Origin of the sequence: Halorubrum sp. Atlit-28R, from assembly GCF_003665955.1 — an archaeon.
Taxonomy (GTDB): Archaea; Halobacteriota; Halobacteria; order Halobacteriales; family Haloferacaceae; genus Halorubrum; species Halorubrum tropicale.
On sequence record NZ_QPLS01000002.1, the window covers coordinates 186,476 to 210,566 of the forward strand.

General features: G+C 69.9%; 27 protein-coding genes. 14 read left to right on the forward strand and 13 right to left on the reverse strand.

Annotated elements, in window-relative coordinates:
* Positions 1–42: 42 nt before the first annotated feature.
* A complete protein-coding gene (locus DVK06_RS04450) occupies positions 43–255 on the reverse strand; it encodes a hypothetical protein (protein WP_147438047.1) in 213 nt (70 codons plus the stop codon).
* Positions 256–559: 304 nt separating this feature from the next.
* On the opposite strand from DVK06_RS04450, the gene DVK06_RS04455 reads away from it, so the two are divergent.
* The 7 genes from DVK06_RS04455 to DVK06_RS04485 all read left to right on the forward strand — a co-directional run bounded on the left by DVK06_RS04455 (position 560) and on the right by DVK06_RS04485 (position 8,821).
* Positions 560–1,870 (forward strand): sulfatase, encoded by a 1,311-nt coding sequence (locus DVK06_RS04455; RefSeq protein WP_121599449.1) that lies wholly within the window; start codon positions 560–562, stop codon positions 1,868–1,870.
* A 322-nt stretch (positions 1,871–2,192) separates the two neighbouring features.
* Positions 2,193–3,026 carry an MBL fold metallo-hydrolase gene (locus DVK06_RS04460; RefSeq protein WP_121599450.1) on the forward strand — a complete coding sequence of 278 codons (834 nt, stop codon included), beginning with the start codon at positions 2,193–2,195 and terminating at the stop codon, positions 3,024–3,026.
* A gap of 93 nt (positions 3,027–3,119) precedes the next feature.
* Positions 3,120–4,862: an alanine-zipper protein gene (locus DVK06_RS04465; protein ID WP_121599451.1), complete on the forward strand. Its 1,743-nt coding sequence runs from the start codon at positions 3,120–3,122 to the stop codon at positions 4,860–4,862.
* Between the two features lie 108 nt (positions 4,863–4,970).
* On the forward strand, positions 4,971–5,876 hold the full coding sequence (locus tag DVK06_RS04470; protein ID WP_121599452.1) for a hypothetical protein: 906 nt from the start codon (positions 4,971–4,973) through the stop codon (positions 5,874–5,876).
* Positions 5,877–6,294: 418 nt separating this feature from the next.
* The gene (locus DVK06_RS04475; RefSeq protein ID WP_121599453.1) at positions 6,295–6,675 is read left to right on the forward strand and encodes a DUF5805 domain-containing protein; all 381 of its coding nucleotides are present in this window, start codon (positions 6,295–6,297) and stop codon (positions 6,673–6,675) included.
* Entirely contained in the window at positions 6,668–7,699 is a 1,032-nt protein-coding gene (locus DVK06_RS04480; RefSeq protein WP_121599454.1) for a tyrosine-type recombinase/integrase, read from the forward strand. Before DVK06_RS04475 ends, DVK06_RS04480 begins: the two co-directional genes overlap by 8 nt.
* 249 nt (positions 7,700–7,948) lie before the next feature.
* Entirely contained in the window at positions 7,949–8,821 is an 873-nt protein-coding gene (locus DVK06_RS04485) for a phosphatase PAP2 family protein (RefSeq protein ID WP_199718576.1), read from the forward strand.
* Positions 8,822–8,944: 123 nt separating this feature from the next.
* Here DVK06_RS04485 and ftsY read toward each other — a convergent pair whose 3' ends face one another.
* The 10 genes from ftsY to DVK06_RS04535 form a co-directional block, all read right to left on the reverse strand.
* Complete coding sequence (gene ftsY, locus DVK06_RS04490; RefSeq protein ID WP_121599455.1) at positions 8,945–10,036, reverse strand: signal recognition particle-docking protein FtsY; 1,092 nt, start codon at positions 10,034–10,036, stop codon at positions 8,945–8,947.
* Between the two features lie 15 nt (positions 10,037–10,051).
* Complete coding sequence (gene pfdA / locus DVK06_RS04495; protein ID WP_053771298.1) at positions 10,052–10,510, reverse strand: prefoldin subunit alpha; 459 nt, start codon at positions 10,508–10,510, stop codon at positions 10,052–10,054.
* On the reverse strand, positions 10,510–10,686 hold the full coding sequence (rpl18a, locus tag DVK06_RS04500; RefSeq protein WP_053771299.1) for a 50S ribosomal protein L18Ae: 177 nt from the start codon (positions 10,684–10,686) through the stop codon (positions 10,510–10,512). The genes pfdA and rpl18a overlap by 1 nt, the downstream gene beginning before the upstream one ends.
* Before the next feature lie 97 nt (positions 10,687–10,783).
* Positions 10,784–11,599, reverse strand: coding sequence for an ABC transporter permease (locus tag DVK06_RS04505; protein ID WP_121599456.1), 816 nt, complete (start codon positions 11,597–11,599; stop codon positions 10,784–10,786).
* Positions 11,596–12,564, reverse strand: coding sequence for an ABC transporter ATP-binding protein (locus tag DVK06_RS04510; RefSeq protein WP_053771301.1), 969 nt, complete (start codon positions 12,562–12,564; stop codon positions 11,596–11,598). Before DVK06_RS04510 ends, DVK06_RS04505 begins: the two co-directional genes overlap by 4 nt.
* 75 nt (positions 12,565–12,639) lie before the next feature.
* A complete protein-coding gene (locus DVK06_RS04515) occupies positions 12,640–13,305 on the reverse strand; it encodes a translation initiation factor IF-6 (protein ID WP_053771302.1) in 666 nt (221 codons plus the stop codon).
* Between the two features lies 1 nt (position 13,306).
* The gene (locus DVK06_RS04520; protein ID WP_053771303.1) at positions 13,307–13,585 is read right to left on the reverse strand and encodes a 50S ribosomal protein L31e; all 279 of its coding nucleotides are present in this window, start codon (positions 13,583–13,585) and stop codon (positions 13,307–13,309) included.
* Positions 13,586–13,738 (reverse strand): 50S ribosomal protein L39e, encoded by a 153-nt coding sequence (locus DVK06_RS04525; protein WP_004050128.1) that lies wholly within the window; start codon positions 13,736–13,738, stop codon positions 13,586–13,588.
* A gap of 94 nt (positions 13,739–13,832) precedes the next feature.
* Positions 13,833–14,951, reverse strand: coding sequence for a M20 family metallopeptidase (locus DVK06_RS04530; RefSeq protein ID WP_121599457.1), 1,119 nt, complete (start codon positions 14,949–14,951; stop codon positions 13,833–13,835).
* A gap of 76 nt (positions 14,952–15,027) precedes the next feature.
* Entirely contained in the window at positions 15,028–15,312 is a 285-nt protein-coding gene (locus DVK06_RS04535; protein ID WP_121599458.1) for a DUF357 domain-containing protein, read from the reverse strand.
* Positions 15,313–15,391: 79 nt separating this feature from the next.
* On the opposite strand from DVK06_RS04535, the gene DVK06_RS04540 reads away from it, so the two are divergent.
* The 6 genes from DVK06_RS04540 to DVK06_RS04565 all read left to right on the forward strand — a co-directional run bounded on the left by DVK06_RS04540 (position 15,392) and on the right by DVK06_RS04565 (position 19,904).
* Positions 15,392–16,255 (forward strand): DUF6498-containing protein, encoded by an 864-nt coding sequence (locus DVK06_RS04540; protein WP_121599459.1) that lies wholly within the window; start codon positions 15,392–15,394, stop codon positions 16,253–16,255.
* 61 nt (positions 16,256–16,316) lie between these two features.
* Complete coding sequence (locus tag DVK06_RS04545) at positions 16,317–17,090, forward strand: RNase P subunit p30 family protein (RefSeq protein WP_121599460.1); 774 nt, start codon at positions 16,317–16,319, stop codon at positions 17,088–17,090.
* Positions 17,074–17,697: a class I SAM-dependent methyltransferase gene (locus tag DVK06_RS04550; protein ID WP_121599461.1), complete on the forward strand. Its 624-nt coding sequence runs from the start codon at positions 17,074–17,076 to the stop codon at positions 17,695–17,697. Before DVK06_RS04545 ends, DVK06_RS04550 begins: the two co-directional genes overlap by 17 nt.
* A gap of 10 nt (positions 17,698–17,707) precedes the next feature.
* Entirely contained in the window at positions 17,708–18,187 is a 480-nt protein-coding gene (locus DVK06_RS04555; protein ID WP_053771309.1) for an Rpp14/Pop5 family protein, read from the forward strand.
* A 4-nt stretch (positions 18,188–18,191) separates the two neighbouring features.
* Positions 18,192–18,971 carry an archaeal proteasome endopeptidase complex subunit alpha gene (psmA, locus tag DVK06_RS04560; RefSeq protein WP_121599462.1) on the forward strand — a complete coding sequence of 260 codons (780 nt, stop codon included), beginning with the start codon at positions 18,192–18,194 and terminating at the stop codon, positions 18,969–18,971.
* Positions 18,972–19,037: 66 nt separating this feature from the next.
* Positions 19,038–19,904: an SDR family oxidoreductase gene (locus DVK06_RS04565; RefSeq protein WP_121599463.1), complete on the forward strand. Its 867-nt coding sequence runs from the start codon at positions 19,038–19,040 to the stop codon at positions 19,902–19,904.
* A gap of 15 nt (positions 19,905–19,919) precedes the next feature.
* On the opposite strand, the gene DVK06_RS04570 is transcribed toward DVK06_RS04565, so the two are convergent.
* Complete coding sequence (locus tag DVK06_RS04570) at positions 19,920–20,441, reverse strand: hypothetical protein (protein ID WP_121599464.1); 522 nt, start codon at positions 20,439–20,441, stop codon at positions 19,920–19,922.
* A 221-nt stretch (positions 20,442–20,662) separates the two neighbouring features.
* On the opposite strand from DVK06_RS04570, the gene DVK06_RS04575 reads away from it, so the two are divergent.
* Complete coding sequence (locus tag DVK06_RS04575; protein WP_053771313.1) at positions 20,663–22,588, forward strand: beta-CASP ribonuclease aCPSF1; 1,926 nt, start codon at positions 20,663–20,665, stop codon at positions 22,586–22,588.
* Between the two features lie 39 nt (positions 22,589–22,627).
* Here DVK06_RS04575 and DVK06_RS04580 read toward each other — a convergent pair whose 3' ends face one another.
* Complete coding sequence (locus DVK06_RS04580) at positions 22,628–24,022, reverse strand: APC family permease (protein WP_121599465.1); 1,395 nt, start codon at positions 24,020–24,022, stop codon at positions 22,628–22,630.
* Between the last annotated feature and the right edge of the window lie 69 nt (positions 24,023–24,091).

Consider the following 24,091-nt stretch of genomic DNA (forward strand, 5'->3'; position numbering starts at 1 on the left):
GTCGAACGCGTCGTGGGCGGCACACGCGCGCGGGACGACGAGTCACCGGAACCACCTGGCCTCGATCACGCAGTCGGCGTTCACCGTCAGCCAGGTGGCCATCTTCTCGTCTCCGGAGGCGCCGACGGGGTACACAGTGACCCGATCCGGGCCGGCGGGCCGCGTGTCGGCCCGCGAGGTCAACTCGGTCCGGACCGGGCCCGGATCGCGCTCCGCTGCGGTCTCGTGCGGCGTCTGGTCGCTGTCGGAGGACACGGGTGGATCGACCGGGACCACTCGGAGCCGCCGCTTGAACTCTTATAATAGGCGACCCGACGCGGCGGGAGTCGACCGGAGCGGTATATAGCGGTGCGAGGCCTCCGGACCCCGCCGCGCGTCCGGCTCCATGGGGCCGGTCCACTCCGGCGCGTCTTCGGCGCTCCGCCGGGCGAGGCCGGCTGGGGACCCCTCCACCGCGCTCGGTTGCGCTCAGGAGCGCTCTAAACCGCTCGAGCGGGAAACGGTACCATAATATATAATATTTGATAAGAATCAATAGCCGGCGGTCGTCAGCGGGGGTATGGGACGTGATCGCTCCCCGAACGTGTTGCTCGTCGTGTTGGACTCGGTCCGCGCGAAGAACTGTTCGCTGTACGGCGCGGCCCGGACCACGACGCCGTTCCTGGAGTCGCTCGCCGAGGAGGCCGTCACGTACGCGCAGGCGAGAGCGCCGTCGAACTGGTCGCTGCCCAGCCACGTGAGCGTCTTCACCGGGCTGGAGGCACACGAGCACCGGCTCACCGTCCACGACCGACTTCGCCCGGGGAACACGGTCTTCGAGTCGCTCGCCGAGGACGGGTACGAGACCGGTCTGTTCACAGAGAACGGCTTCCTGAACGGTCACGATTCGGGGATCGAGGAGTGCTTCGGGACGGTGGTGGGGGTCCCCGAGGCGTACGACGACGCGTACGACACCGCCTCGCTCAACCCCGGCCCGGACGGGTTCTACTACGCCGATCGACTGCTCGACTGGACGGCCGAGCGCGACGGAGCGTGGGCCGCGTGTCTGAACCTGATGGACGCTCACCGACCGTTCGAGCCGCGCGCGGCGTACGACGAGTGGGGCGACGAGCGCGCCCGCGACCTACAGGCGGACCTCGACGTCCGCTGGGAGTGGGAGTTCTACGGCTCGACGCACCCGTACTGGCGGCTCGGCGGTCTGGAGTCGCTCTACGACGGCGGGATCCGGCAGGCCGACGCCGTCGCAGAGCGGGTGGTCGAGACCCTGCGACGACGGGGCGAACTCGACGACACGCTCGTGGTCGTCTGCGGCGACCACGGGGACGGCTTCGGCGAGCCCGGTCACCTCTCGAACGAGCCCCACGCCGTCTCGCACATCATCCCGATGCACGAGGAGCTGCTCCACGTCCCGCTTCTCGTCCGTCCCCCGGGCGGCGCCGACGGCGAGGTGTGTCACCGCCCCGCCGCGCTGACCCGGTTCCCGTCCGTGGTGGCGGCCCACGTCGCGGGCGAGCCGCCGGAGGCCGGCTTCGCCGCCGAGCGCGTTCTGTCGCTGAAGCAGCCGGTCACCGCGGACCTGCGCGACCGGTTCGAGGACGCCTGCGAGGACGTGACCCCGTTCACGGCCGCGAGTCACGCCGTGTACACGAACGAGACGGGCAGGGGAGTCCGCAAGCGGTACCACTGGGGCGACGAGGGGCTGGAGGCGTCCGTCTCCGGCCCCGGCGACTTCGCGCCGCGTCGGGAGATCGATCCGGCCACGGTCACGGACGCGTTCGAGGACTCGGAGGCCGACGTTCGGGAGCCGATGGGCGGTCGGCAGGCGACGGAACAGGCGAAAGAACAGCTCGCTGCGCTCGGGTACTACTGACGCGGCGCGGTCGCCGTCGCCCGGCGGCCGGTCGCGGGGGGGTCCGTCGCGACGGACGAAGCCGGCGGCCCGAGCGTCCTCGCCGGCGGACGGTCTGCCCCGGGCGAAGAGCGAAAGCACCACGGGCTCGGCCCCGTGGCCGGATTTTCGAGCCCAGAACGGGGCGTCCGGAACGTCGGTCGCTGGCCACCAATTCGATATAGCGACATGAGATATACGAGTCGCGCTGACGACGAAAATACGTCGTCCTTCGAGCGACGGAAGTTGACTGATTCGGCGGAACTCCGGAATTATTACCCCCGCCGCCCGCGCAGCGATGCTCATGTTCGAGTCCGACTGGGGCGACTGGCTGCCGCGCGCGGTGGCCGACGCCGACCCCGACACCGCTGCGCTGTGGTACCTGGGTTGTAACGGCTTCGCGATCAAGGGGAGCGAGGGGACGGTCCTCTGGATCGACCCCTACGTCGGCACGGGCGACCCGCCGCGGACGGTCCGAATGGTTCCGGTCCCGTTCGACCCCGCCGACGTCGAGGTCGCGGACGCGGTGCTGGCGACCCACGAGCACACGGACCACGTCCACGGCCCCTCGCAGGCGCCGATCCTAGAGAACACCGACGCGGATCTCGTCGCGCCCGACGACTCGCTCGCGGTCGCGCGCGAGGAGGAGCGGTGGACCGAGGAATACGACGTGAGCGAGGCGGCCTTCACCGAGGTCACCGAGGGCGACGAGCTACGCGTCGGCGAGTTCACCGTTCACGTCGTCGAGACGCACGACGCAGACGCCACGCACCCGGTCGGCTACGTGATCGAACACGACGCCGGGACGGTGTTCCACGCCGGCGACAGCAAGCCCTCGCCCTCGTTCGCCGGGCTCTCGGAGCGGTTCGACATCGACCTCGGAATCCTCGCGTTCGGTTCCGAGGGCACGATACCCGACAAGGAGACGGGCGAGCCGGTTCAGACGAAGTGGTACAGCGACGAGAACGAGGTCGCGACGGCGGCGAACGACCTCGGCTTGGACCGCCTGGTGCCGACCCACTGGGACATGTGGAAGGGACTGACGGCCGACCCGACCGCGCTCCACGACCACGTGCGGAGCTACGAGTCGCCGAACCGGCTGGAGATAGTCGAGATCGGCGACCGGATCGACCTGTAAACGGGAGTCGAGCGGCCGATTTCTCGACGTTTCGGTTATCAACCACGAAACGCGGCCCGTGGAATTTAAGCCCTTGCTCCGGGACGTGCGGGTATGAGCGAACGGACGGCGGAGGCGGCCACGACCGTCGACGAGGACGGCATCCGCGTCGAGAAATCCTTCACTGACGACGCGTTCCCCGTGCCCGCGGTGATGTACACCCTCTCTTCGCACCGCGAGGACCCCGTACGGGTGCGTATCGTCGACCGGATCCCGGAGTCGTTTCCGATGGACCGAGTGGGGTTCCACCCGGAGTACGAGAGCGAGAACTGGACGGCGTACAAGGACCACCGCGTGGAGTTCGAACGGGTGATAGACCCGGACGAGACCGTCGAGACGGTGTTCGGGATCCGCGACGAGGACCCCGACCTCGACGGCTTCCTCGGCACGCCGGTGATCGAACACGTCCCCGTCGGCGAGGAGATAGAGGACGTCCTCGGCGCCGGCGACACGGACGCGGTCCGCGAGGTGCTCTCCGGCGACCGCGCGACGCTCCCGGGCATGGCGGAGGACGACGAGCTGCTCCCGGACGACCGGGCCCTGGAGCGTGCCGAGGAGCCCGACTCCGAGGCCGTTTCCGATGCCGAGGAGTCCGACGCGGAGTCGACCGAGCCACCGGAGACAGACGCCGAACCGGAGTCCGCTACCCCCGAACCCCGACCCGTCGAGGCGGAGACGGCCGCCGTGACGGCACACGAGGGAGAGCCCGTCGGCGCAGCGGTGGCAGAGAGCGAGTCTTCCCCGGACGAGGAAGCAGAGACGGCGACCGACGATATGCCCGAGGAAGCGCCCGAGGCGGACGACACGGACGCTGAAGAGCCTCACGAGGACGAGAAGGACGAGGAGGGAGCGGTCGAGGACGACGGCCAGGCGGCGAGGCTACCGGGCGAGGGCGGCCTCGCGGCGGCGCTCGCGGCCGAGATCCGTACCGGCGCGGCCGACGAGGAGGACATCGCGACCATCGAGGAGGCGTTCGAGGCCGACGTGCCGCGCAGCGTCGACGTGCGGATCGCCCGCCTCCAGTCGAGCGTGGCCGACATCGAGGCGTACGCCGACGCGCTCGCGGAGTTCATCGACGGCGAGGGCACGGCGCGGGAGATCCTCGACGGGATCGACGACCGCGTCGACGCCGTTGAGGCGGAGGTCGACGCCCTCGACGACCGCCTGGACGAGGCTGACGACGAGCGCGAAACGCTCGCCTCGGACGTCTCGCGCGTCGACTCCGAAGTCGACGCCGCCACGGACGCGGTCGACGAGGTGGAGGACCGCGTGGACGCGGTGGCGGACGATGTCGAGACGGTCGAGAGCGACGTTCGGGCGGTTGAGGACGACGTCGCAGCCGTCGACGACAGCGTCGAATCGGTCCGGGACGCCGTCTCGACCGTCGAGACCGACGTCGACGACCTCGCCGCCGACGTGGACCGGGTCGAGGGAGAGGCCGACGCCGTCGCGGAGTCGGTCGACGACCTGGGAGACGACGTGGAAACCCTCTACGAGGAGGTCGACAGGGCGGCCGAGCGCGCCGAGAACGCCGAGGAGACGGCCGAGAGCGCGGAGGACCTCGCCGCCGACGCGACGGAGCGCGTGGACGAGGTCGAGTCCGGGCTCGACCGCTTCGACGAGGAGTTCGACGACCTGTGGGACGACCTCGCGGAGGTGGACTCGCGGCTCACCGACATCGAGGACCGCATCGGCGAGGACCTCGACGACGTGGCGGCCGAGATCGAGGAGATCAACGACCACCTCGACGAGCTCGACGAGTTCCGGACCAGGCTCAACGAGGCCTTCGGCCCGTAAGTGGGCCGCTCTCGACGCTGCGCAGCCGTTTCGGAGGGGCGCAGTCGCGAGCCGCCGTTCCGGTTCAAAAACGCAACCCGTTTCACCCGCCCGTCCGCAGATCGCTCAATGACAGATCCGGTTCCGGTCGCGGTCCCGCGGAAGGGACGCCCGCTCGAAGCGGTGTTAGAGCGGATCGCGGCCGTCGCGGACGGCGACCGCCTCGACCGGCTGGCGGACGGCGTGAGCAACACGCTCCGGTACGAGAAGGCGGTCACGAAGGGCTCCGTCGACGCCGACGCGGGCCCGTACGAGCGGCTCGCCGAGTACTCGGACCCGGCGACCGCCGCCGAGCCCGAGTTCACGCTGCTTCGCGACGACCGAAACGGGAAGCCGCGTCGGATCGTGTTCGACGCCGCGACGGTCGATCTGGGCGACGTGACGGTCAAACTCGTCGGCCGCGAGGAGCCGTTCCGCGCGCTCCGGACCCACGAGTTCGCGCTCGGATTCGACTCCGCGGACCTCGTCTTGGAGGAGGTGGTCGGCATCCGAGAGGGCGGCCTCGGCGACATCGCGGACATCAACGACCGCATCGACCCGGTCGACACCGACGTGCGCGTCGTGTCCGGCCTCGGTGACACCGTGTATCACACGCTGATGGGACGCGAGGACCGACGCGCGCCGAACACGACCTTCGATCGCGGGTTCCTCGCCGACTACGAGGGGCCGCTGTGTATCTCGCCGCGGTACGAGCGCTTGGTCACCGCGGTGCTGGGCACCGACGCGCTCGACGGCGTGGAGTTCGTCTATCCCGACGCCGACGAGGAGGAGGAGGCGGCCATCGCTCGGGTCGGCCTCGGCGTCTACCTCACCGTCACCGGCTCGACGGCCCGGGAACACGGCCTCGCCGTCGGCGAGCACCTCTTCCCGAGCGAGACGGTCCTGATGCGTAACGCCGCCGAGACGGACGAATCGGTCTCTCGCGTGCTCGGGGCATTCGAACGCGAACCGACCGACTCGGAGATACGCGTCTGAGCCCGGGTATCGTATAGCGGCATGAAATATACTCGTCGCGTCTGAACTGGATCCGACCCCGTCGCGCTGGCCTCGGTCCGTGTTTTCGTACCGGCAGTGACAGGAACTCCAGTCGATACGTCTCGGCGGTAACCTCTGTCGACGAAGGTCGTCCAGTTCGTGCCGTGTTCTCGAACAGTCCGACGGAATCGGTTAGCCGACTCCCTGGGAGGACGTGTCTCGGTGACCCTCGCATGGAAGCGATCGGGCATACTGTATATCTGGAAGTGTAGTACTACAAATCCCAGATAGCAGTACTACAAGGTAAGATATACATCTAATACCGACGAAAACAGAGTGCCACACACCGAGATAAAGTCACTTATCCGCAAATCTGGGATAGATTGAAGTTGGGAGCGCGAGAACGCTCGCTCTAAGGATGGCAGGCGATCGACAGTCGGTGAAGACGTACGTGCCGACGGATCAAAAAGAGATCTGGCGCGATCACGCCGACGAACTGGACATGTCGCTGAGCGAGTTCGTCAGGACGATGGTACAGGCCGGCCGCAAGGGGTTCGCGCCGAGCGAGTCGGCGACCGACGAGGAACCCGCTTCCGAGGGCTCCAACCCCGGGGGTCACGACCTCGAAAGGCGTGTCCGCGCGGCTCTCGAATCCGGCCCTCGATCGTGGGACGAACTGGTCCAAGCCGTGGTCGGTGACGTGGAGGACGAACTGGAGGAGACGCTCGACGAGCTCCAGGATCGCAACCGCGTTCGATACAGCGGGCGAGACGGGGGGTACGTGTTGACCGATGAGTAGCACGCGCGCGGCCCCCGATCCCGACGACCCCGTCGGATACTTCCTCGAGGACCTCACCTACCACGGAAAGACGGACCGGACCAGGGCGGCGTACGAGCGCGTCCTCCGGCGGTTCGAGGCGTTCCTCGACGAGAGCGGCCCGGCGTCGGCGACTCACCGCGACTGTATGGCGTTCGTCCACTCGCTTCGGGGCGACGTCGCCGACAGCACGGTCGCGACGTACGCCGCCTACCTCCACCGGTTCTACGGGTACATGACCGAGGTGGGCGCCTTCGAGGGCAATCCGATGACGCTGGTGATGGAGGAGATGGACGAGACCGTCGACAAGGACCCCGCCCGACGCGACGTCTCGATCCCGGCCATGCGGTCGTTCGTGGCCGAGATCCGTCACCCGCTCCACCGGGCGCTCGTGGTGACGCTTTTGAAGACCGGGATGCGGGTCGGCGAGCTGTGTAACCTCGATTTACGGGACTTATCCGTCACGGACCCGGACCTAGAGGCGGCCTACGCGCTCGGCGACCGACCCGCGCTATCTGAGCGTCCGGACTCGGTCTTCGTGACGGCCGACGCGGCCGTCGGCGAGGAGTTGAACGGGGAGGTGCGCACGGCCGCGAACAAGCGGAAGCGGGGGACAGTGATCCCCGTCGACGACGAGCTCCGCCGGGTGCTGAAGGCGTGGCTCGCGGTTCGACCGGACTCGCCGTCGCCCGCGGAACCGCTGTTCGTCGGCACCGCGGAGGGCTGGGGCGAGCGGCTGCGACCGCAGGCGGTCAGGCACGTCGTCGAGCGCTACGCCCGCGAGGAAGGGTGGTATCGGACCGGCGGCGGCGCGGACGAGAACGTCACGCCCCACTACTTCAGACACTTCTTCACGACGCACCTCCGCGACAGGACCGGCGACCGCGGGGTGGTGAAGTACCTCCGCGGCGACGTGGCCGACGACGTGATCGACACCTACACGCACAACTGGGGCGATCAGGTGCGCAAGGTCTACGAGGCGAACGTCTACCGACTGCTTCCGTAACCGACTCGAATTTGGTCGGGTAGAAAGCGACGAATTCTGTTCGAGGGCGAGTAAATAAATTGTATGTCGCTATATCGAAATCCTGCCTCGATTCGCTCACGTCCGATCGACCGATCGCGGCAGTTAGGCAGGCGACCCCGTCGGAACGTGAACGGTAGCGGCGCCAGCAACAGCTCGCGTTACCCTGCTGTACCGGTGTACTCCGACACCGTGTCACTCATGTGTCGCGAAGACGGTGAGGAAGGGACGATGGCGCTCCTCAGAGTGACCGCCCTCACCGGCCTCTCGGTTATCGTCGGGTCGGCGGTCACAGCCCTCCTCTGTGTCGGGCCTCGACAGCTGTCCCGCGCGACGAACGACCTCGGCCACCGCGCTCGCGACGTCGCGCCGTACCTCGCGGCGGCGCTGTGGTTACTGGCGGTCAAACAGCTCACCCAGGGGTACCGGATCCGGATCTCTCGCGCGCTCGACTGGCACATTACGGACGAGCTGTACGCTATCGAAGGAAAGTTCGTCGCCGCGCTCCAGCGTGCGACGCCGGACGCGACGCTCGAACTCTTCTCGGCGGCGTACATGCTCGGATTCGCGGTCCTCCTCGTCGCCGGGCCGGCGGTCTACTTCCTCGCCCGGGAGGGCAGGCAGCGACACCTGAAGGAACTGCTCGTCGCCTACATGGTGAACTACGCGGTCGGGACGCTCTGTTACACGCTGTTCGTCGGGTACGGACCGCGCAAGTACCTCGACTCGGTCGACGGACTGCTGTATCAGTTCTACCCCGAGACGCAGGAGCTGACGGCCGCGGTCGCGTCGAACACGAACGTCTTTCCCTCCCTCCACGCCTCGCTCTCCGTGGCGGTGGCCGCCGTCGCGTGGCGCTCTCGGCGGCGGTTCCCGCGATGGACGTGGATCGCCGGCGCCCTCGCCGCGACCGTCGTCTACTCGACGATGTACCTCGGGATCCACTGGGCGACCGACGTCGTCGCCGGCGCCGTACTCGGCGCGGGTTCGGCGGCCATCGGGGCGCGGATCGTGACCCGCGCCGAGCGCCGGGCGCCCGGCGAAGGTCCCGATCGACTCGACGGGCCGACGTCCGAGCCGGAGCCGACGCCTGGCGACGACTGATCGAGCCGGGGGCCGGAGCCCGTCGACCGAGCGGGGCGATGGACGCGTCCCGAGAGCCGCGGCTCGTGAGTCGTGAGACGTGACGAGCGGGCTCGGGCCGGCGGGGTCGGGGTCGGCAGTCCGCTACTCCTCGTCGAGGAGGCTCTCGACGAGTTCCTCGGGGTCGAACAGCGTGATGTCGCCGTACCCCTGTCCGGTGCCTAAGAAGAGGATAGGCTTGCCCGTGACGTACGCGACCGAGATGGCGGCGCCGCCCGAGGAGTCGGCGTCGGCCTTCGTCAGGATGGCGCCGTCGATCGCCGCGGCGTCGTCGAACTCCTTCGCGCGGTTCACCGCGTCCTGCCCCGCGACCGCCTCGTCGACGAACAGCGTCATGTCAGGGTCGACGACGCGGTCTATCTTCTCCAGTTGGGCCATCAGGTCGTCGCTCGTGTGGAGCCGGCCCGCCGTGTCGCCGAGCACGACGTCGACGCCGTTCGCCTCGGCGTACTCGACGCCGTCGTAGATGACGGCCGCCGGGTCGCCGCCCTGGTCGTGGCTGATCAGGTCGCGGTCGAGCCGGTCGGCGTGTTCGCGGATCTGCTCGTTCGCGCCCGCGCGGTAGGTGTCACCGTTCGCGAGGACGGACGAGTAGCCGCGGTCGGCGAGCCACTCGGAGAGCTTCGCGATGCTCGTCGTCTTGCCCACGCCGTTGACGCCGGTGAAGACGATGGTGACCGGCTTGTCGGCCTCGGCGATGCGCTGCTCGAAGTCGAACTGGCCGACGGCGATGACGTCGAGCAGGGCGTCGTGGAGCGCCTCCTCGACGAGCTCGCCGGTCGTCTCGACCTGCTTGCGCGACTCGCCGAGCATGCTCTCGCGGACGCTGTCGAGGATCTGTTCGGCGACGCTCATCTCCACGTCACTCTCGAGCAGGGCCATCTCGAGGTTCCACAGCGGCTCCTCTAAGTCCTCCTCCTCGATGATGATCCGGCCCGTCGCGAACGCCTTCGCGCGCTGGAAGGTGCTCGGCTCGTCGTCCGACGCCGAGTCGTCGTCGGTCTCGCTCTCGTCCGCTTCGGACGCGTCACCGACGGCCGCCGGTCGGGCCTCGTCCGCGTCGGCGCCGCTCTCGGCGGTCGCCGCCTCGTCGTCGGGAGGCGCTTCCTCGGTCTCGGTCGACTCCTCGACGTCCTCGCGGAAGCCGGAGAGCTTGTCTTTCAGTCCGTCGAACACGGTCGGATCCCCGTCTTACTCCCCGTCGTCTTCCTGCGCCTGCTGCATCTGCTGCATCTGCTGTTGCTGCATCTGCTGTTGCATCTGCTGGGCCTGCTGTTCGAGCTCGTCGCTCTCGGACTCCAGCTCCGCGACCTCGTCTTCGGTCTCGTCGATGCGGTCGTCGAGCGCCTCCTGCTTGCTCCGGAGGACGTCGATGGCGTCGTCCTGCTCCTGCTCCGCGGAGTAGTTGCCGCCGAGCGAGACGATGACCTCGTCGATGTCCTGGACCTCGGCGCGGAGGTAGGCGCCGCCGCCGAGCGGGACCTGGACCGTCGAGCCCGTGTCGAGCGTCTCGATGGCCTCGATCGCGTCGTCGATGTCCGCCTTCTCCTCGCGGTAGTCGGCGATCTCGGCCTCGAGGGCCTCTATCTCCTCGTCGAGCGCCTGGATCTCCTGCGAGAGCTGCTGAAGCTGCTGTTGTCCGCCGCCCATCATGCCTCGGACACCTCCTCGATCTCGATCTGGGTGCGCTTGCGGTTGTGCTGGCTCCCGACCGTGGTGTAGATGCGCTCGCGGGCGAGGTCCTCGTTCTCCGCTTCGACGTCCTTCGTGAACGGCTGGTCGCCGTCTCGGCTCTGGAACCGTCCACTCACCGTGTAGGTACTCATGTTCCTCAATCCGGCAGGGACAGGGAAGTATCTTCCTAAAAGGGGACAGGCGGCAACGCCGGGGCGGAGGGGGCGCAGCGGCCGCGCAAGCCGGGTCTCACCCCGTGAGATCCGCGAGCCGGAACCGAACGGCGGCGAGCGCGACGAGGGCGGTCGTCGCCGCGAGCAGGACCGCGGCGCCCGTCGGGTCGTACTCGCCTAAGACGAGGACGGCAGAGGGGTCGTAGTGGGCCGTCGGGCTGACGTTTCCGACCTCGGCGTAGTCGGTGCTCGCGACGACGGACTCGAACATGAACAGCGCGAACAGCGCGCCGAGCGCGATCCGCTGGGCGATCCCCGGCCGCGACGCGAGCGTCGACACGGCGATGCCGAGCGCGACGCAGGTCAGGTGGTACGGGACCGCGAGCGCGTGGACCGCGGCGAGCCGTTCGACCGCGATGGTCTCCCCGACGGCGAGGACGCCGACGTACGCGACGACCGGGAGGACGACGTTGAGGAGCGCGACGAGCGGGATCAGACCGAGGAACCGCCCGATCACCACGTCGCGGCGGGCGACCGGCGCGGAGAGCGTGAGGTCCATCCGGCCGGAGGCGACGTCGCCGGCGATGGTCCCCCCGGCGAGGTACGCGAGGTAGAGGCCGACGAGAAGCAGCCACGCGAACTGATAGAACTCCACCGCGAGGAACCCCTCGATGGATGAGAAGGCGATGATCCCGAACGCCTCCCGGAACGCCGGCGGCAGCGCCTCGACGTACGCGTCGAGGTCGATGCCGGCGGTCGACAGCGACGGGTAGAAGGCCAGAAAGAGCAGCAGGAACGCTGAGAGGAGACCCGTCGCGACGAGCGACCCGCGGGCGCGGCCGGCGGCGTCGTACCGCGCGATAGCGAGCCACGGTGCGGGGCGATCGCTCATCGGGCGTCACCTGCCGGCTCCGCGGCAGTGTCGCTCCGCGCGTCGTCGCCCGGCGCCCCGCCCGCTCCCCCGTTCCCGGTCGGGCCCGGCACGTCGCCGTCGTAGAAGGTCATGAACGCCTCTTCGAGCGGCGCGTCGACCACGTCGAGGTCCCGGACGGTGTACCTCGACAGCAGGTCGATCAGCGCGTCGTACTCGCCGGTCCACGTGAACGAGACGGTCTCGCCGACGCGGAGGTTCATAATCCCGCGGACCTCGAAGTCGCTCCTGTCGACGTCTTCGGCGATGCGGACGCGGACCTGCTTGCCTCCCCGAGAGCGGAGGTCCGAGACGGACTCGACCGCCACGAGGTGGCCCTGCCGGAGGACGCCGACGCGGTCGCAGAGCGCGGCCACCTCGCCGAGGACGTGCGAGGAGAGGAGGACGCTCGCCCCGTCGTCGACGCGCTCGCGAACGAGGGCGGCGAACTCCTCCTGGAGGAGCGGGTCGAGCCCGGAGGTCGGCTCGTCGAGCAGCAGCAGGTCCGGGTCGTGCATGAACGCGGCCACCAGCGCCACCTTCTGCCGGTTCCCCCGAGAGAGGTCCCCGATCCGGCGCGACTCGTCGAGGCCGAACCGCTCGACGAGGTCCTCGCGGCTCGACTCGCCGCGGAGCGCCGCCTGATGGTCGAGGAACGCCGCCGCGGTGCGGTCGCGGTCGAGCCCCGGGTCGCCCGGGAGGAACCCGATGCGCTCGCGGGCGCGGCGCGAATCGACCGGGTCGGTCGCGTCGTGACCGAGCAGCGTGGCGCCGCCGCTCGTCGGCGAGAGGAACCCCAGCATGGTGCGGATCGCGGTCGTCTTCCCCGCCCCGTTCGGGCCGAGGAAACCGAACACCTCGCCGTCCTCGACGGCGAAGGACACGTCTTCGATCCCTCGGACGTCGCCGTAGTACTTGGAGAGGTTGCGGCACTCGATAGCGGGCATACCGACCGCAACACGGCTGCGGCTCTTAAATGTAAGAGTGCGATCGGAACGAAGGAGAACGGAGCGCGGGACGGCTCAGTCGATGAAGGCGAGAGTCTCTTCGATGCGGCCCAGCTCGGGGCCGGTGGTGTCCTCGCCGACGACGTACCCCTCGTCGGTGGCGACGAGGCCGGAGCCGACGAGCGGGGCGCCGTAGTTGACGGTGCCGAGGTCGGCGCGGACGTCGAGCGCCTCCTCGACCGCCTGAAGCTCCGACTCGGTCGACTGGGGGTGACAGAGCACGCCCGTGTTGTTGGCGACCGCCGCGGTCCCGACCGTGCGCACGTCGCCGAGGTCGCCCCGCGTCACCGGCACGTCGAGGGCGTCGGCGACCGTCCGGACCGCCTCGCGCGAGAGGTCCGGGTGGACGTACGCGCCCGAGTCGTTCGCGAGGACGACGTTCCCGGCGGCGTTGATTTCTCCCGGAAGCTCTCGCACCGGGACGCCCGCGGCGTCGGCGATCCGGTCCTTCTCGCGCTCGGTCGCCCGCGCGGAGACGAGGACGCCGTTCTCGTTGCCCGTCGCGAGCGCGCCGACCGTGTTCGACCCGCCGACCGTCGTCGGCAGCGGCTCGGCGCCGAGCTCCGCCGCGAGGTCCTCGGCGAGCCCCTCGTCGACGTCCGGCCGGACCAGCAGGAGGTCGTCGACGGCGCGGGCGAATACGCCCACGTACGACGAGCCGGTGAAGGTCGCCCGTAACACGTTACTCCGCGTGTTCGGCCTCGACGACCGGCTCGCCGTCCTCGACGAACCGAGCCGCGCGGACCCGCACCGAGCTGGGCGGGTTCTGTCGTCCGTTCGCCCAGACGGCCTCGTTGACGGAGCCGTCGATGATCACGTCGCCCTCGTCGACGGAGAAGTGCTTCGCGAGGTGCTGCCGCGTGATCTTCATGGCGTAGTCGGCGCGCTGCTGGACGGGCTTGTCTTTGGCGTCGCGGAGCGGCACGGTGACGACGCGCTCCTCGAAGTCGTTCGTCGACATTTACTCGTCCAGGTCGTTCCGGCGCCAGTTGCGCCGCTTGGGGTTTCGCGTCACGTTCATGTCAGTCTTCATCATGACCCACGCGGGGACGCGGGTGTTCTGGCGCTCCGCCTTCGCCAGACGCTTCTTTTGAGCCTTCGACTTGTCTCCCATAGTGGCGCTCACTTTCCGCGGAACGCATAAAACCCCTTCCATACGGGGCCGCGCGGGGTCCGCGGGAGCCGGACCGAGGCCGGCGTCGCGACCGCTACCGTTCCCGCTCGGCGATGCCCATGTAGATCCGGTAACAGCGGTCGAGGGCGTCGAGGCTCGCGCTCTCGGTGTCGGTGTGGGCCTCGCCGGGCTCGGAGGCGCCGCAGACTAAGCACTCGGTGCCGGCCTCCGCGAGCCACCCCGCGTCGGTCGCGTGCGGCTTGGTGACGTGTTCGGGCGCGTCGAGGCCGAGGTCGTCGTGGACCGCGCGGGCGACCTCGAGCGCGGCGTCCGCGAACGCGGCGTCGCCGCAGGCCATCGGCGGGAGGTCTTGGTCGACGACGAGTTCGACGCCCGGCGTCGCGTCCGCCACGCCGGCGAGGTCGGCGCGGTCGCCCGGCACGGTGCGCTCGTCGACCGTCGCCTCACAGCGCTCCGGGATCACGTTCCACGTCTCGCCGCCGTCGACGACGGTGACCGCGAGCGACCCCGACACGTCGTTCCCGAGGACCGTCGCCCGCGGGGCGTCGAGGTCGCGGACCGCGTCGATCGCGTCGCAGGCGCGGTAGATGGCGTTCTCGCCGGCCTCGGGCTCCGAGGCGTGCGCGGCCTCGCCGCGCGCGACGAGCCGCGAGCCCCGACGCCCGCGGTGCGCGACGACCACGTCCGTGACCCCGGGCTTCGAGTAGTTCGTCGACCCCTCCGCGACGACCGCTCGGTCCGGCGCGAACCCGGCGTCGATGGCGTGTCTCGCGCCCTCGCCGCCGACCTCCTCGCCGACGAACGAGGCGAAGATCAGCTCCCGGCCGGCCGGCGGCGTCGCGTCCCGGAAGGCGCACATCGCGGCCGCGACCGACCCTTTCATGTCTGCGGTCCCGCGGCCGTAGATCCGGCCGTCGCGGCGCTCGACGACGTAGTCGCCGTCGAGTCCGTCGCCGGTCGTCTGCTCGGGGGCGGGCGGGACCACGTCGTGGTGGCCGACCAGCGCGAGCGAGTCGGCGTCCTGGCCGTCTGTCGCGCCCCGGTACGCGAGGACGTTGCCCGCGCCGTCGCGCTCGACAGTCGCGTCCGTCTCCGCGCGCAGCCACTCCTCGACGGCGTCGCCCGCGGCCGTTTCGTCCTCGTGAGAGGGGATCGAGACGAGCCGCTCGGTCAGGTCCGCGAGTTCGTCCATGCCACCAGTGGCGGTCGTCGCCGCTTAAGAGCGTCCCTCGCGGGCGCTCCGGGCGACCGGCCGCCGCGTCGCGGCCTCACGTCGTGAACAGCTCGGTGTCGTCGGGCACCGCGAACAGCCCGAGCCGTACCCCGGCGTCGAGCCAGCCGTAACCGTACGAGTACGACGCGAGCGCGTTCACCGGGTCGCCGTCGTCGCGGAAGTGGCGCCCGTCGTCGAGGTACGACTCGGCCATCTCGGTCACGTCGGCCGCGGCCTCGCCCAGGGGCGTGTCGGCCGGGAGGCGGGGTTCCGCGACCGCCAACGCGTCCGCGAGCATCCGCTCGTAGCGGTCCGTCTTCTCCTCCAAGTCGGCGGCCATACGCGGTGGTTCCCGCGAGCGAACAAAAATGGCGGTGGGGTGGCGAGATTTATGTTCGACGCGAACCGGTACCGATACGATGCCCTCCGACGGATCACCGAGGTCCGACCGCGGCCCGTCGCGCCCGCTCGCCCCCACGGGTCGCGGGGCGCTGGCGCTCGTCGTCGCGACGAACCTCCTCCCGCTCGCCGGCGTGGTCGCGTTCGGCTGGCGCGTCGGCGAGCTGCTCGCGGTGTACTGGATCGAGGTGGCCGTTCTCGTCCTTGCTCACGCCGCCGCCGCGATGTTCGCCGAGCGACCGATCGTGTTGGCGGACCGCTCGTTCTACATCACCGGCTACGACGAGGACGCCGAGCGCGACGAGGTGTGGGAGCGCGAGCCGGAGCCGACCCGCCTCGTCCCGTGGCTCCCGCCGATCTACCGGCGGAACTTCCGCGTCGTCCGCCGCTCGCTCGGGGTGTTCGTCTTCCTCCTGTTCCCGCTCGTGCCGGTCGGCTGGGACGCGCTCTCGTATTTCACGCCCACGGTCGCGCTGGCGACGCTCGGCGTCTGCGGCGCGCAGGTCGCGGAGGTACGCCGGGAGTTCTTCGCCCAGCGCGCCTACGAGGATCAGTCGCCGTACATGGTCGTCGAGGCCGCCCAGCGCGTCGTCTTCTTCTACTTCGTCATCGGCATGCTGACCGTCGTCCCCGTCACCGCCGTGATCTTCGCGATCGAGGCGGCGCTCGCTCCCGGACTGCTCGACCGCGTCGGCGACGCGTTCGGCGTCGGGGCCGTCCTCCTCCCGTACCTCCTCCCGATCACGCTCGCCAAGGCGGTCGTCGAGTGGGGACGGCGGCGGGCGTTCCGCGAGGACGACCCCGACGGCGTCGCGACGTGGTTCACCGGCGAGGACCCGCGCCGCGAGTGGAAGAAGGAGGAGGAGTCCGCCGGCGAGGGGTGATTTGCGGATCGGGAGCGCCGAAAGCGCAACGCCGATACCCACGGCCGCGAAAGGAGGGGGCATGTACGAGGCCGTTCACGCCGCCCCCGACGGGGAGGCGACCGCCGCCCGCCAGGCGGCGACCGCCGCGCGACACGGCTACGACGGGATCGTCGTGCGGTCGCGCGACGCGCTGGACCCGGCCGACGACGGCTCCGCCGCGGCCGGCGACGCGAGGGGCTCGGTCGGAACGGGCCGCGCCGAGCGCCCGGTCCGCGACCCGACCGCCATCGGGGATGAGTACGGGATCGACGTGGTCGACGCGGTCGAGGTCGACACAGACGACCCGACGAGCGCCTCCGGGGCGGTCGGGAACTACCGCTCGGACCGCACGGTGGTCTGCGTCGTCGGCGGCGACGACGCCCTGAACCGGTTCGCGGTCGAGCAGGCCCGCGTCGACGTCCTCGTCCGGCCGATGGCGGGCGGCGGCGACTTCAACCACGTCCTCGCGAAGGCGGCGCGCGACAACGGCGTCCGCGTCGAGTTCGACTTCGGGCCGGCACTCCGCGAGACCGGCGGGAAGCGGGTCCGGGCGCTCGCGGACCTCCGGAAGCTCCGCGAGATCGTCGACCACTACGACGCGCCGTACGTCGTGAGCGCGAACGCCCGCTCGCACCTCGAACTGCGGGCGCCCCGAGAGCTGGTCGCGGTCGGCGAGGCGGTCGGGTTCGACGCCGAGGCCGTCCGCGAGGGGCTCCGGGCGTGGGGCGACCTGGTCGACCGCAACCGCGAGCGCCGCTCCGAGGGCTTCATAGAGCCGGGGGTCCGACGTGGCAGGTATGAAGAAGACGGTTGAGGAGCACGCCGAGCGGTTCTCGGAGAAGGCCGCGGAGTACGACGACTCGAAGAGCGAGGAGTACCACGCCTGCGCGAGCCTCGTGATCGACCACGCGGCGCCCGGTCCGGACGACGTGGTCCTCGACCTCGGCGCCGGCACCGGCGCCATCGCGCTCGCGGTCGCCGAGGACGCCGAGCGCGTCCTCGCGCGCGACATCAGCGAGGGGATGATGGACGAGGGGCGCCGGAAGGCCGACGAGCGCGGGCTCGACAACGTCGAGTTCGCGTACGGCGAGTTCCGCGAGCCCGAGGTCGACCCGGACCGGGGGGTCGACGTCGTCACCTCGAACTTCGCGCTCCACCACCTCGCGGACGACGAGAAGCGCGAGGCGATCCGGGTGATGGCCGAGACGGGCGCGCGCCGGATCGTCCTCGGCGACGTGGCGTTCTTCGAGGCGCCCGACCCCGACGAGCCGTTCTACAGCCCCGAGGTCGACGACCCCGCGACCGTCGGCACGCTCGTCGAGGCGTTCACGGCCGAGGGGTTCGCGGTGACCGCGGTCGAGCGCGTCCACGACCAGGTGGCGGTGATCGTCGCCGAGCGGATCCGGGAGCTCCCGGCGTGAGGGCCCCGTCGTGAAGCACCTCCCGAAACACCTGCGGCCGCGGTGGCGGTACGTCGCGGTCGGCATCGAGTCGTGGGCGGACGCCGAGGTCGGTCGGCGGGCGTTCCAGCGCGCGCTGTGGTACAGCGCCGGCAACCTCCTCGGCGACGCCGGCAGCGCCGACGCCGACCTCACGCTGCTGTCGTTCGACCACGCGGACGGCAGCGGCGAGGCCGTCGTCCGCGTCAGGCACGGCCACGTCGACGACGCGCGCGCCGCGATAGCCTGCGTGAGCGAGGTCGACGGCGAGCCGGTCGGGATCCTCGTCAGGGGGATTTCGGGGACGGTGCGTGCCTGTGAAGAAAGATATATGGGTCGCGCGACCGCCAGTTCGACACAGCGAGACGTCGCGTTCGAGGGCGCCGAGCGGACCGCGACCGTACGCGGAGACGCGTGCGACGTGCGGACCGAGTCGGGCCGCGTCGGCGCGACGACGTTCGACACCGAGTGATATCATGCAGGGCCAATCCCAACAGCAGGCGTACGACCGCGGCATCACAATCTTCTCTCCGGACGGCCGACTCTACCAGGTCGAGTACGCCCGGGAGGCGGTGAAGCGAGGGACGGCGAGCGTCGGCGTCCGCGCCGAGGACGGCGTCGTCCTCGCGGCCGACAAGCGCGCCCGCTCCCCCCTCATGGAGCCGGAGAGCATCGAGAAGCTCCACAAGGCCGACGACCACGTCGGCGTCGCGAGCGCCGGTCACGTCGCCGACGCGCGCCAGCTCATCGACTTCGCCCGGCGGCAGGCGCAGATCAACCAGCTCCGCTACGGCGAGCCCGTCGGCATCGAGACGCTGACGAAGAACATCACCGACCACATCCAGCAGTACACGCAGGTCGGCGGCGCGCGCCCGTTCGGCGTCGCGCTCATCGTCGGCGGCATCGAGGACGGCGAGCCGCGCCTGTTCGAGACCGACCCCTCGGGCACCCCCTACGAGTGGCAAGCGCTGTCGATCGGCTCGGACCGCAACGACCTCCGCGACTACCTCGAAGCGGAGTACGAGGAGGGCGTCTCGACGGACGAGGCGGTCGGGCTCGCGCTCGACACCCTCGCGCAGTCGAACGACGGTGAACTGGATCCCGACGGCGTCGGCGTCGCGACGATCACCGTCGACGACCCCGAGTACGGCGAGCTGTCCGCGGACGACATCGAGGAGGTCCTCGACGAGCGGGACCTCCTCGCGACCGACGAGGATGAGGACGCGGCGGACGACGCCGAGAGCGACGAGGAGTAAGTCGTCGGCGCCGCGGGCGCGACGGCCGGCGCGTCTCCGGCTCGACCGCCATCGGTCGGGAGAGTTATGCCGTCGGAGACTGACCGGAGACGCGTGCAGAAGACGGTACTCATCACCGGCTGTTCCTCGGGCATCGGCCGCGCCGCGGCGCACGCGTTCCTCGACGAGGGATGGACCGTGTACGCCACCGCGCGGAACCCGGCGGACGTCGAGGCGCTCGGCGAGGCGGGCTGTGAGCTCGCCACGCTCGACGTCACCGATCGGGACGACATCGACCGCGTCGTCGAGCGGATCCTAGACGAGGAGGGCGCGATCGACGCCCTGATCAACAACGCCGGCTACGGCCAGTTCGGCCCGGTCGAGGACGTCACCACGGACCGCGTCCACGACCAGTTCGACGTGAACGTGTACGGGCCGCACCGGCTGATCCGCGCGGTTCTCCCCTCCATGCGCCGCGAGCGCGACGGGACCATCGTCAACGTCTCGTCGGTCGCCGGCCGGGTGTCGATCCCCGGCGGCGGCGTGTACAGCGGCTCGAAGTTCGCCCTGGAGGCGATGTCGGACGCGCTCCGCAACGAGGTGGCCGACCTCGGCATCGACGTGGTCGTCGTCGAGCCCGGCCCCGTGAAGACGAGCTTCTCCGAGCGCGCGGAGCGGGAGGCCGACCCCGAGGAGCGCGAGGGGATCGAGCGCACCGACGCCTACGCGGACTTCTACGCCATGTTCGAGGACGCGCAGCTGATGGGCGGCGACGGCCCGGGGGCCGTGGAGCCGGAGCTCGTCGCGCACGCCATCTACGACGCCGCGAGCGCGACCCAGCCCCCCGCGCGAGTCCAGCCCGGGACGGTCGCTCGCGTCGGCGTGCTCGCGCGGTTCGTTCCCGACGCGCTGATCGACCGGGTGTACGGCCTCGTCAGGAACGTCACGTCGTAGACGGCCGCGCGTCCGTCACTCGCTACCCCCCGCCTCGACCGCGAACGGGCTCTCTCCCTCCCGCCAGTCCCAGCCCGGCAGCCGCGTCTGGAACCCCGCCGCGAGCGCGGCGTCGAGGTCGTCCGCCCCCGCGGTGCCGGCGCCGTCTCGATCCGTCTCGGCCGTCGCGTCCCGGTCCACGTGAACGTCGGCGACGTGGAACGTCGCCTGCGCGAGCAGCGAGAGCGGGCGCCCGCCGGCGACCGTCGCCGCCAGCTCGCGGCCCAGCGCCTCGTCGACGACGAAGCCCGGGTAGTCGCCCTCGACGTCGAGGTCGCGTAAGAGCGCGACGCAGCCCGCGACGTTGACCGCGACCTCGCCGTCGGCGAAGACGGCGTCGACCTCGCGGCGGTACGCGTCGGGCGCGACCGCGTCCACGTCGGCGTCGAAGAGGCGACCGAGGCGGTCGCGGGTGTCGTTGAGTATCGGGACGACCACGTCGGCGCGGTCGCGGACCCAGGCGTGTTCGTCGCGGACCGTCTGCGGCGTGACGCGCATGGCCGGGGTTGGGTCGGCCGGGGCTTGCCCTTTGCGAAGGCTTTTATAACGGCGGGGCAGTACCGTGATCCAAGCGGGTTTTCGCTGGCTGTTCCCGCGTACGGAACCAGTACGGACAGTACTTCCACTATGCCTACCCCGTCACGGTCGATCGATCGGCGCCGAGTCGCCGCGCGACGCGATTCGACGACGACGGCGGCCCCGACGACCCGCAGTGAGATATGAGTCAAGTCGACAAGCAGCTCGATACGTTGAAATCAGAGATCGAACAGGAGATTCCGAACGACATCACGGTCACCGACGTGAAATACGAGGGGCCGGAGCTGGTCGTGTACACGCGCGACCCGAAGCGGTTCGCCGGCGACGGCGACCTGATCCGGCGGCTCGCCTCGAAGCTCCGCAAGCGGATCACGGTCCGACCGGACCCGAGCGCCCTCTCGCCGCCGGCGCGGGCCGAGGACCAGGTCCGCGAGGTGATCCCCGAGGAGGCCGGCGTCACGGACCTCGACTTCCACGAGGACACCGGCGAGGTCGTCATCGAGGCCGAGAAGCCCGGCATGGTGATCGGCCGCCGCGGCTCGACCCTCCGCGAGATCACCCAGGAGGTCGGCTGGACCCCCGAGGTCGTTCGGACGCCGCCGATCGAGTCCTCCACCGTCTCGAACGTCCGCGGCTTCCTGAAGAACGAGCGCGAGGAGCGCCGCGACATCCTCGAACGCGTCGGCCGGCAGATCCACCGCGAGGAGATGTCCGACGACGAGTGGGTGCGGATCACGACGCTCGGCTGCTGCCGCGAGGTCGGCCGCGCCGCCTTCATCCTCTCGACGCCCGAGACCCGGATCCTCATCGACTGCGGCGACAAGCCCGGCGCCGAGGGCGAGGTGCCGTACCTCCAGGTACCCGAGGCGCTGGGCGCGGGCGCGGCGACCCTCGACGCGGTCGTGTTGACCCACGCCCACCTCGACCACTCGGCGCTGGTCCCGCTCCTGTTCAAGTACGGCTACGACGGCCCCATCTACACGACGGAGCCGACCCGCGACCTGATGGGCCTGCTCACGCTCGACTACCTCGACGTGGCGGCGAAGGACGGTCGGACGCCGCCGTACGAGTCCGCGCAGGTCCGCGACGCGATCAAACACACCATCCCGCTGGAGTACGGCGACGTGACCGACGTGGCGCCCGACGTGAAGCTCACGTTCCACAACGCGGGCCACATCCTCGGCAGCGCCGTCACCCACTTCCACATCGGCGACGGCCTCTACAACGTCGCCTTCTCCGGCGACATCCACTACGAGGACACGCGGCTGTTCAACGGCGCGGTCAACGACTTCCCGCGCGTCGAGACGCTCGTCCTGGAGTCCACCTACGGCGGCCGCAACGACTACCAGACCGATCAGGAGGACTCCGAGGAGGCGCTCAAACGCGTCATCAACGAGACGTACGAGCAGGGCGGGAAGGTCGTCATCCCCGCCTTCGCGGTCGGACGCTCTCAGGAGATCATGCTCGTCTTGGAGGAGGCGATGCGCGAGGGCGAGATCCCGGAGATGCCCGTCCACCTCGACGGGATGATCTGGGAGGCGACAGCGATCCACACCACCTACCCCGAGTACCTCCGCGACGACCTCCGCGACCGCATCTTCCACGAGGACGAGAACCCGTTCCTGGCCGACCAGTTCAACCACATCGACGGCGGCGAAGAGGAGCGACAGGACGTCGCCGACGGCGACGAGTGTATCATCATCTCCACGTCGGGGATGATCGAGGGCGGGCCGATCATGTCGTGGCTCCGCCACATCGGCCCCGACCCGGACTCGAACCTCGTCTTCGTCGGCTACCAGGCGCAGGGGACGCTCGGCCGCCGGATCCAGAACGGCTGGGACGAGATCCCGGTCGACGGCTGGGGCGGCGGGAGCCGCGGCGACACGCTCACCCTGGAGATGGACACCGAGGTCGTCGACGGCTTCTCCGGTCACGCCGACCGGCAGGGCTTAGAGAACTTCGTGAAGACGATGAACCCGCGCCCGGAGAAGGTGCTGTGCGTCCACGGCGACGAGAGCTCGGTCCAGGACCTCTCGTCGTCGCTGTACCACGACTACAACATGCGGACGTTCGCGCCGAAGAACTTGGAGACGTTCCGGTTCAAGTAGGCGGTAGAGAACTGGCGTGCTGGCGAGAGCGCCGCGCCGTCAGTCGTCTCGCTGTTCCGCGGCGACGGCCTCGTCCGGCGGGTCCGTGGCGTCGTCGTCACGGTCGAGGAACGTCGCCAGCGCGCCGGTGCGAGCGGTCCGCGAGCGCGCGTACGCGAGGTACCACGCGAGGCTTCCGAGGGTAATGCCGACCGCGCCGAGGATCGAGAGGCGCCCCATCTGAACGATCAGCACGGCGCCGCCGATCACGCCGAGTATCTGTAACACCGGGTACCCCGGAGACCGGAAGTCCGGGTCGTAGAAGTCCACGTCGGCCTCCCGGAAGACGATCACGGAGAGGTTCTCCAGCGAGAAGACGAGGATGAGGAAGGCGCTCGCCAGCTTCGCCAGGTCGACCACCGGGACGAACGCGATGAGCGCGAGCAGCAGCGCGCCGGTGACGAGGACGGCGTTCACCGGCGTGAGGAACCGGGGGTTGATCCGCCCGACGCGCGCGGGGATGAGCGAGTCGCGGCTCATCGCGAGCAGGAACCGAGAGGTCCCCAAGACGCCCGCGTTCGCCATGCTGGTGAGCGCGAGGACGGCGGTGACCGCGACGACGGTGACGCCGGCGCCGCCGAACACCCGCGCCGCGTTGTCGGCCATCGGCGTGAGGGAAGTCCCGCCGCCCGGACCGCCGGTGACGAGGGTCTCGCCCGGCACGACGCCGACGACGACGGCCACGACCGCCGTGTATATTGCCATCATCACGCCGATGGAGACGAGCATCGCGAGCGGGATGTTCCGGTCCGGGTCGGCGATCTCCTCGGCGACGGACGCGACCTCGCCGATCCCCGCGTACGAGACGAACACGAAGGCGGCGGCGGTCGCGATCCCGCCGACGCCGTGGGTCGTGAACGGGACGTACTGCGCCGACTCCGCCGGCCGGATCCCGCCGACGACGTAGGCGCCGAGCACGAGCACGACGAAGGTGACGAGGACGCTCTGTACCTGCCCGCTCTTCTCCGTGCCGACGACGTTGAGCAGGATGACGACGACCCCGAGGACGAGCGCGACCGTCTTGACGAGGCCGAATGGAATGTTCACGAGCAACAGCAGGTAGGCGCCGAGGCCGACGAGCGCGAACGCGCTCTTGAACACGAGCGAGAACCAGACGCCGACGCCCGCGATCGTTCCGAACAGCGGGCCCATCGCGCGGTCGATGTAGATGTAGGTCCCGCCGTCCTCGGGCATCGCCGTCGCCATCTCGGCCTTCGAGAGCGCGTTCGGGAGGACGATCAGGCCGGCGATCAGGTACGCGAAGATGACCGCTGGGCCGGCCTTCTCGTAGCCGACCGCCGGGAGGACGAAAATGCCGCCGCCGATCATGGCGCCCATGCTCAGCGTCACCGCCGAATAGAGCCCGAGGTCCCGGCTCAGATCCCCTTCACTCATTACCTATCGCTTGGAATACCCACAGTTAATCCTTCGCGATCAGTAATAGAGGACTCGCGTATTTCGGGT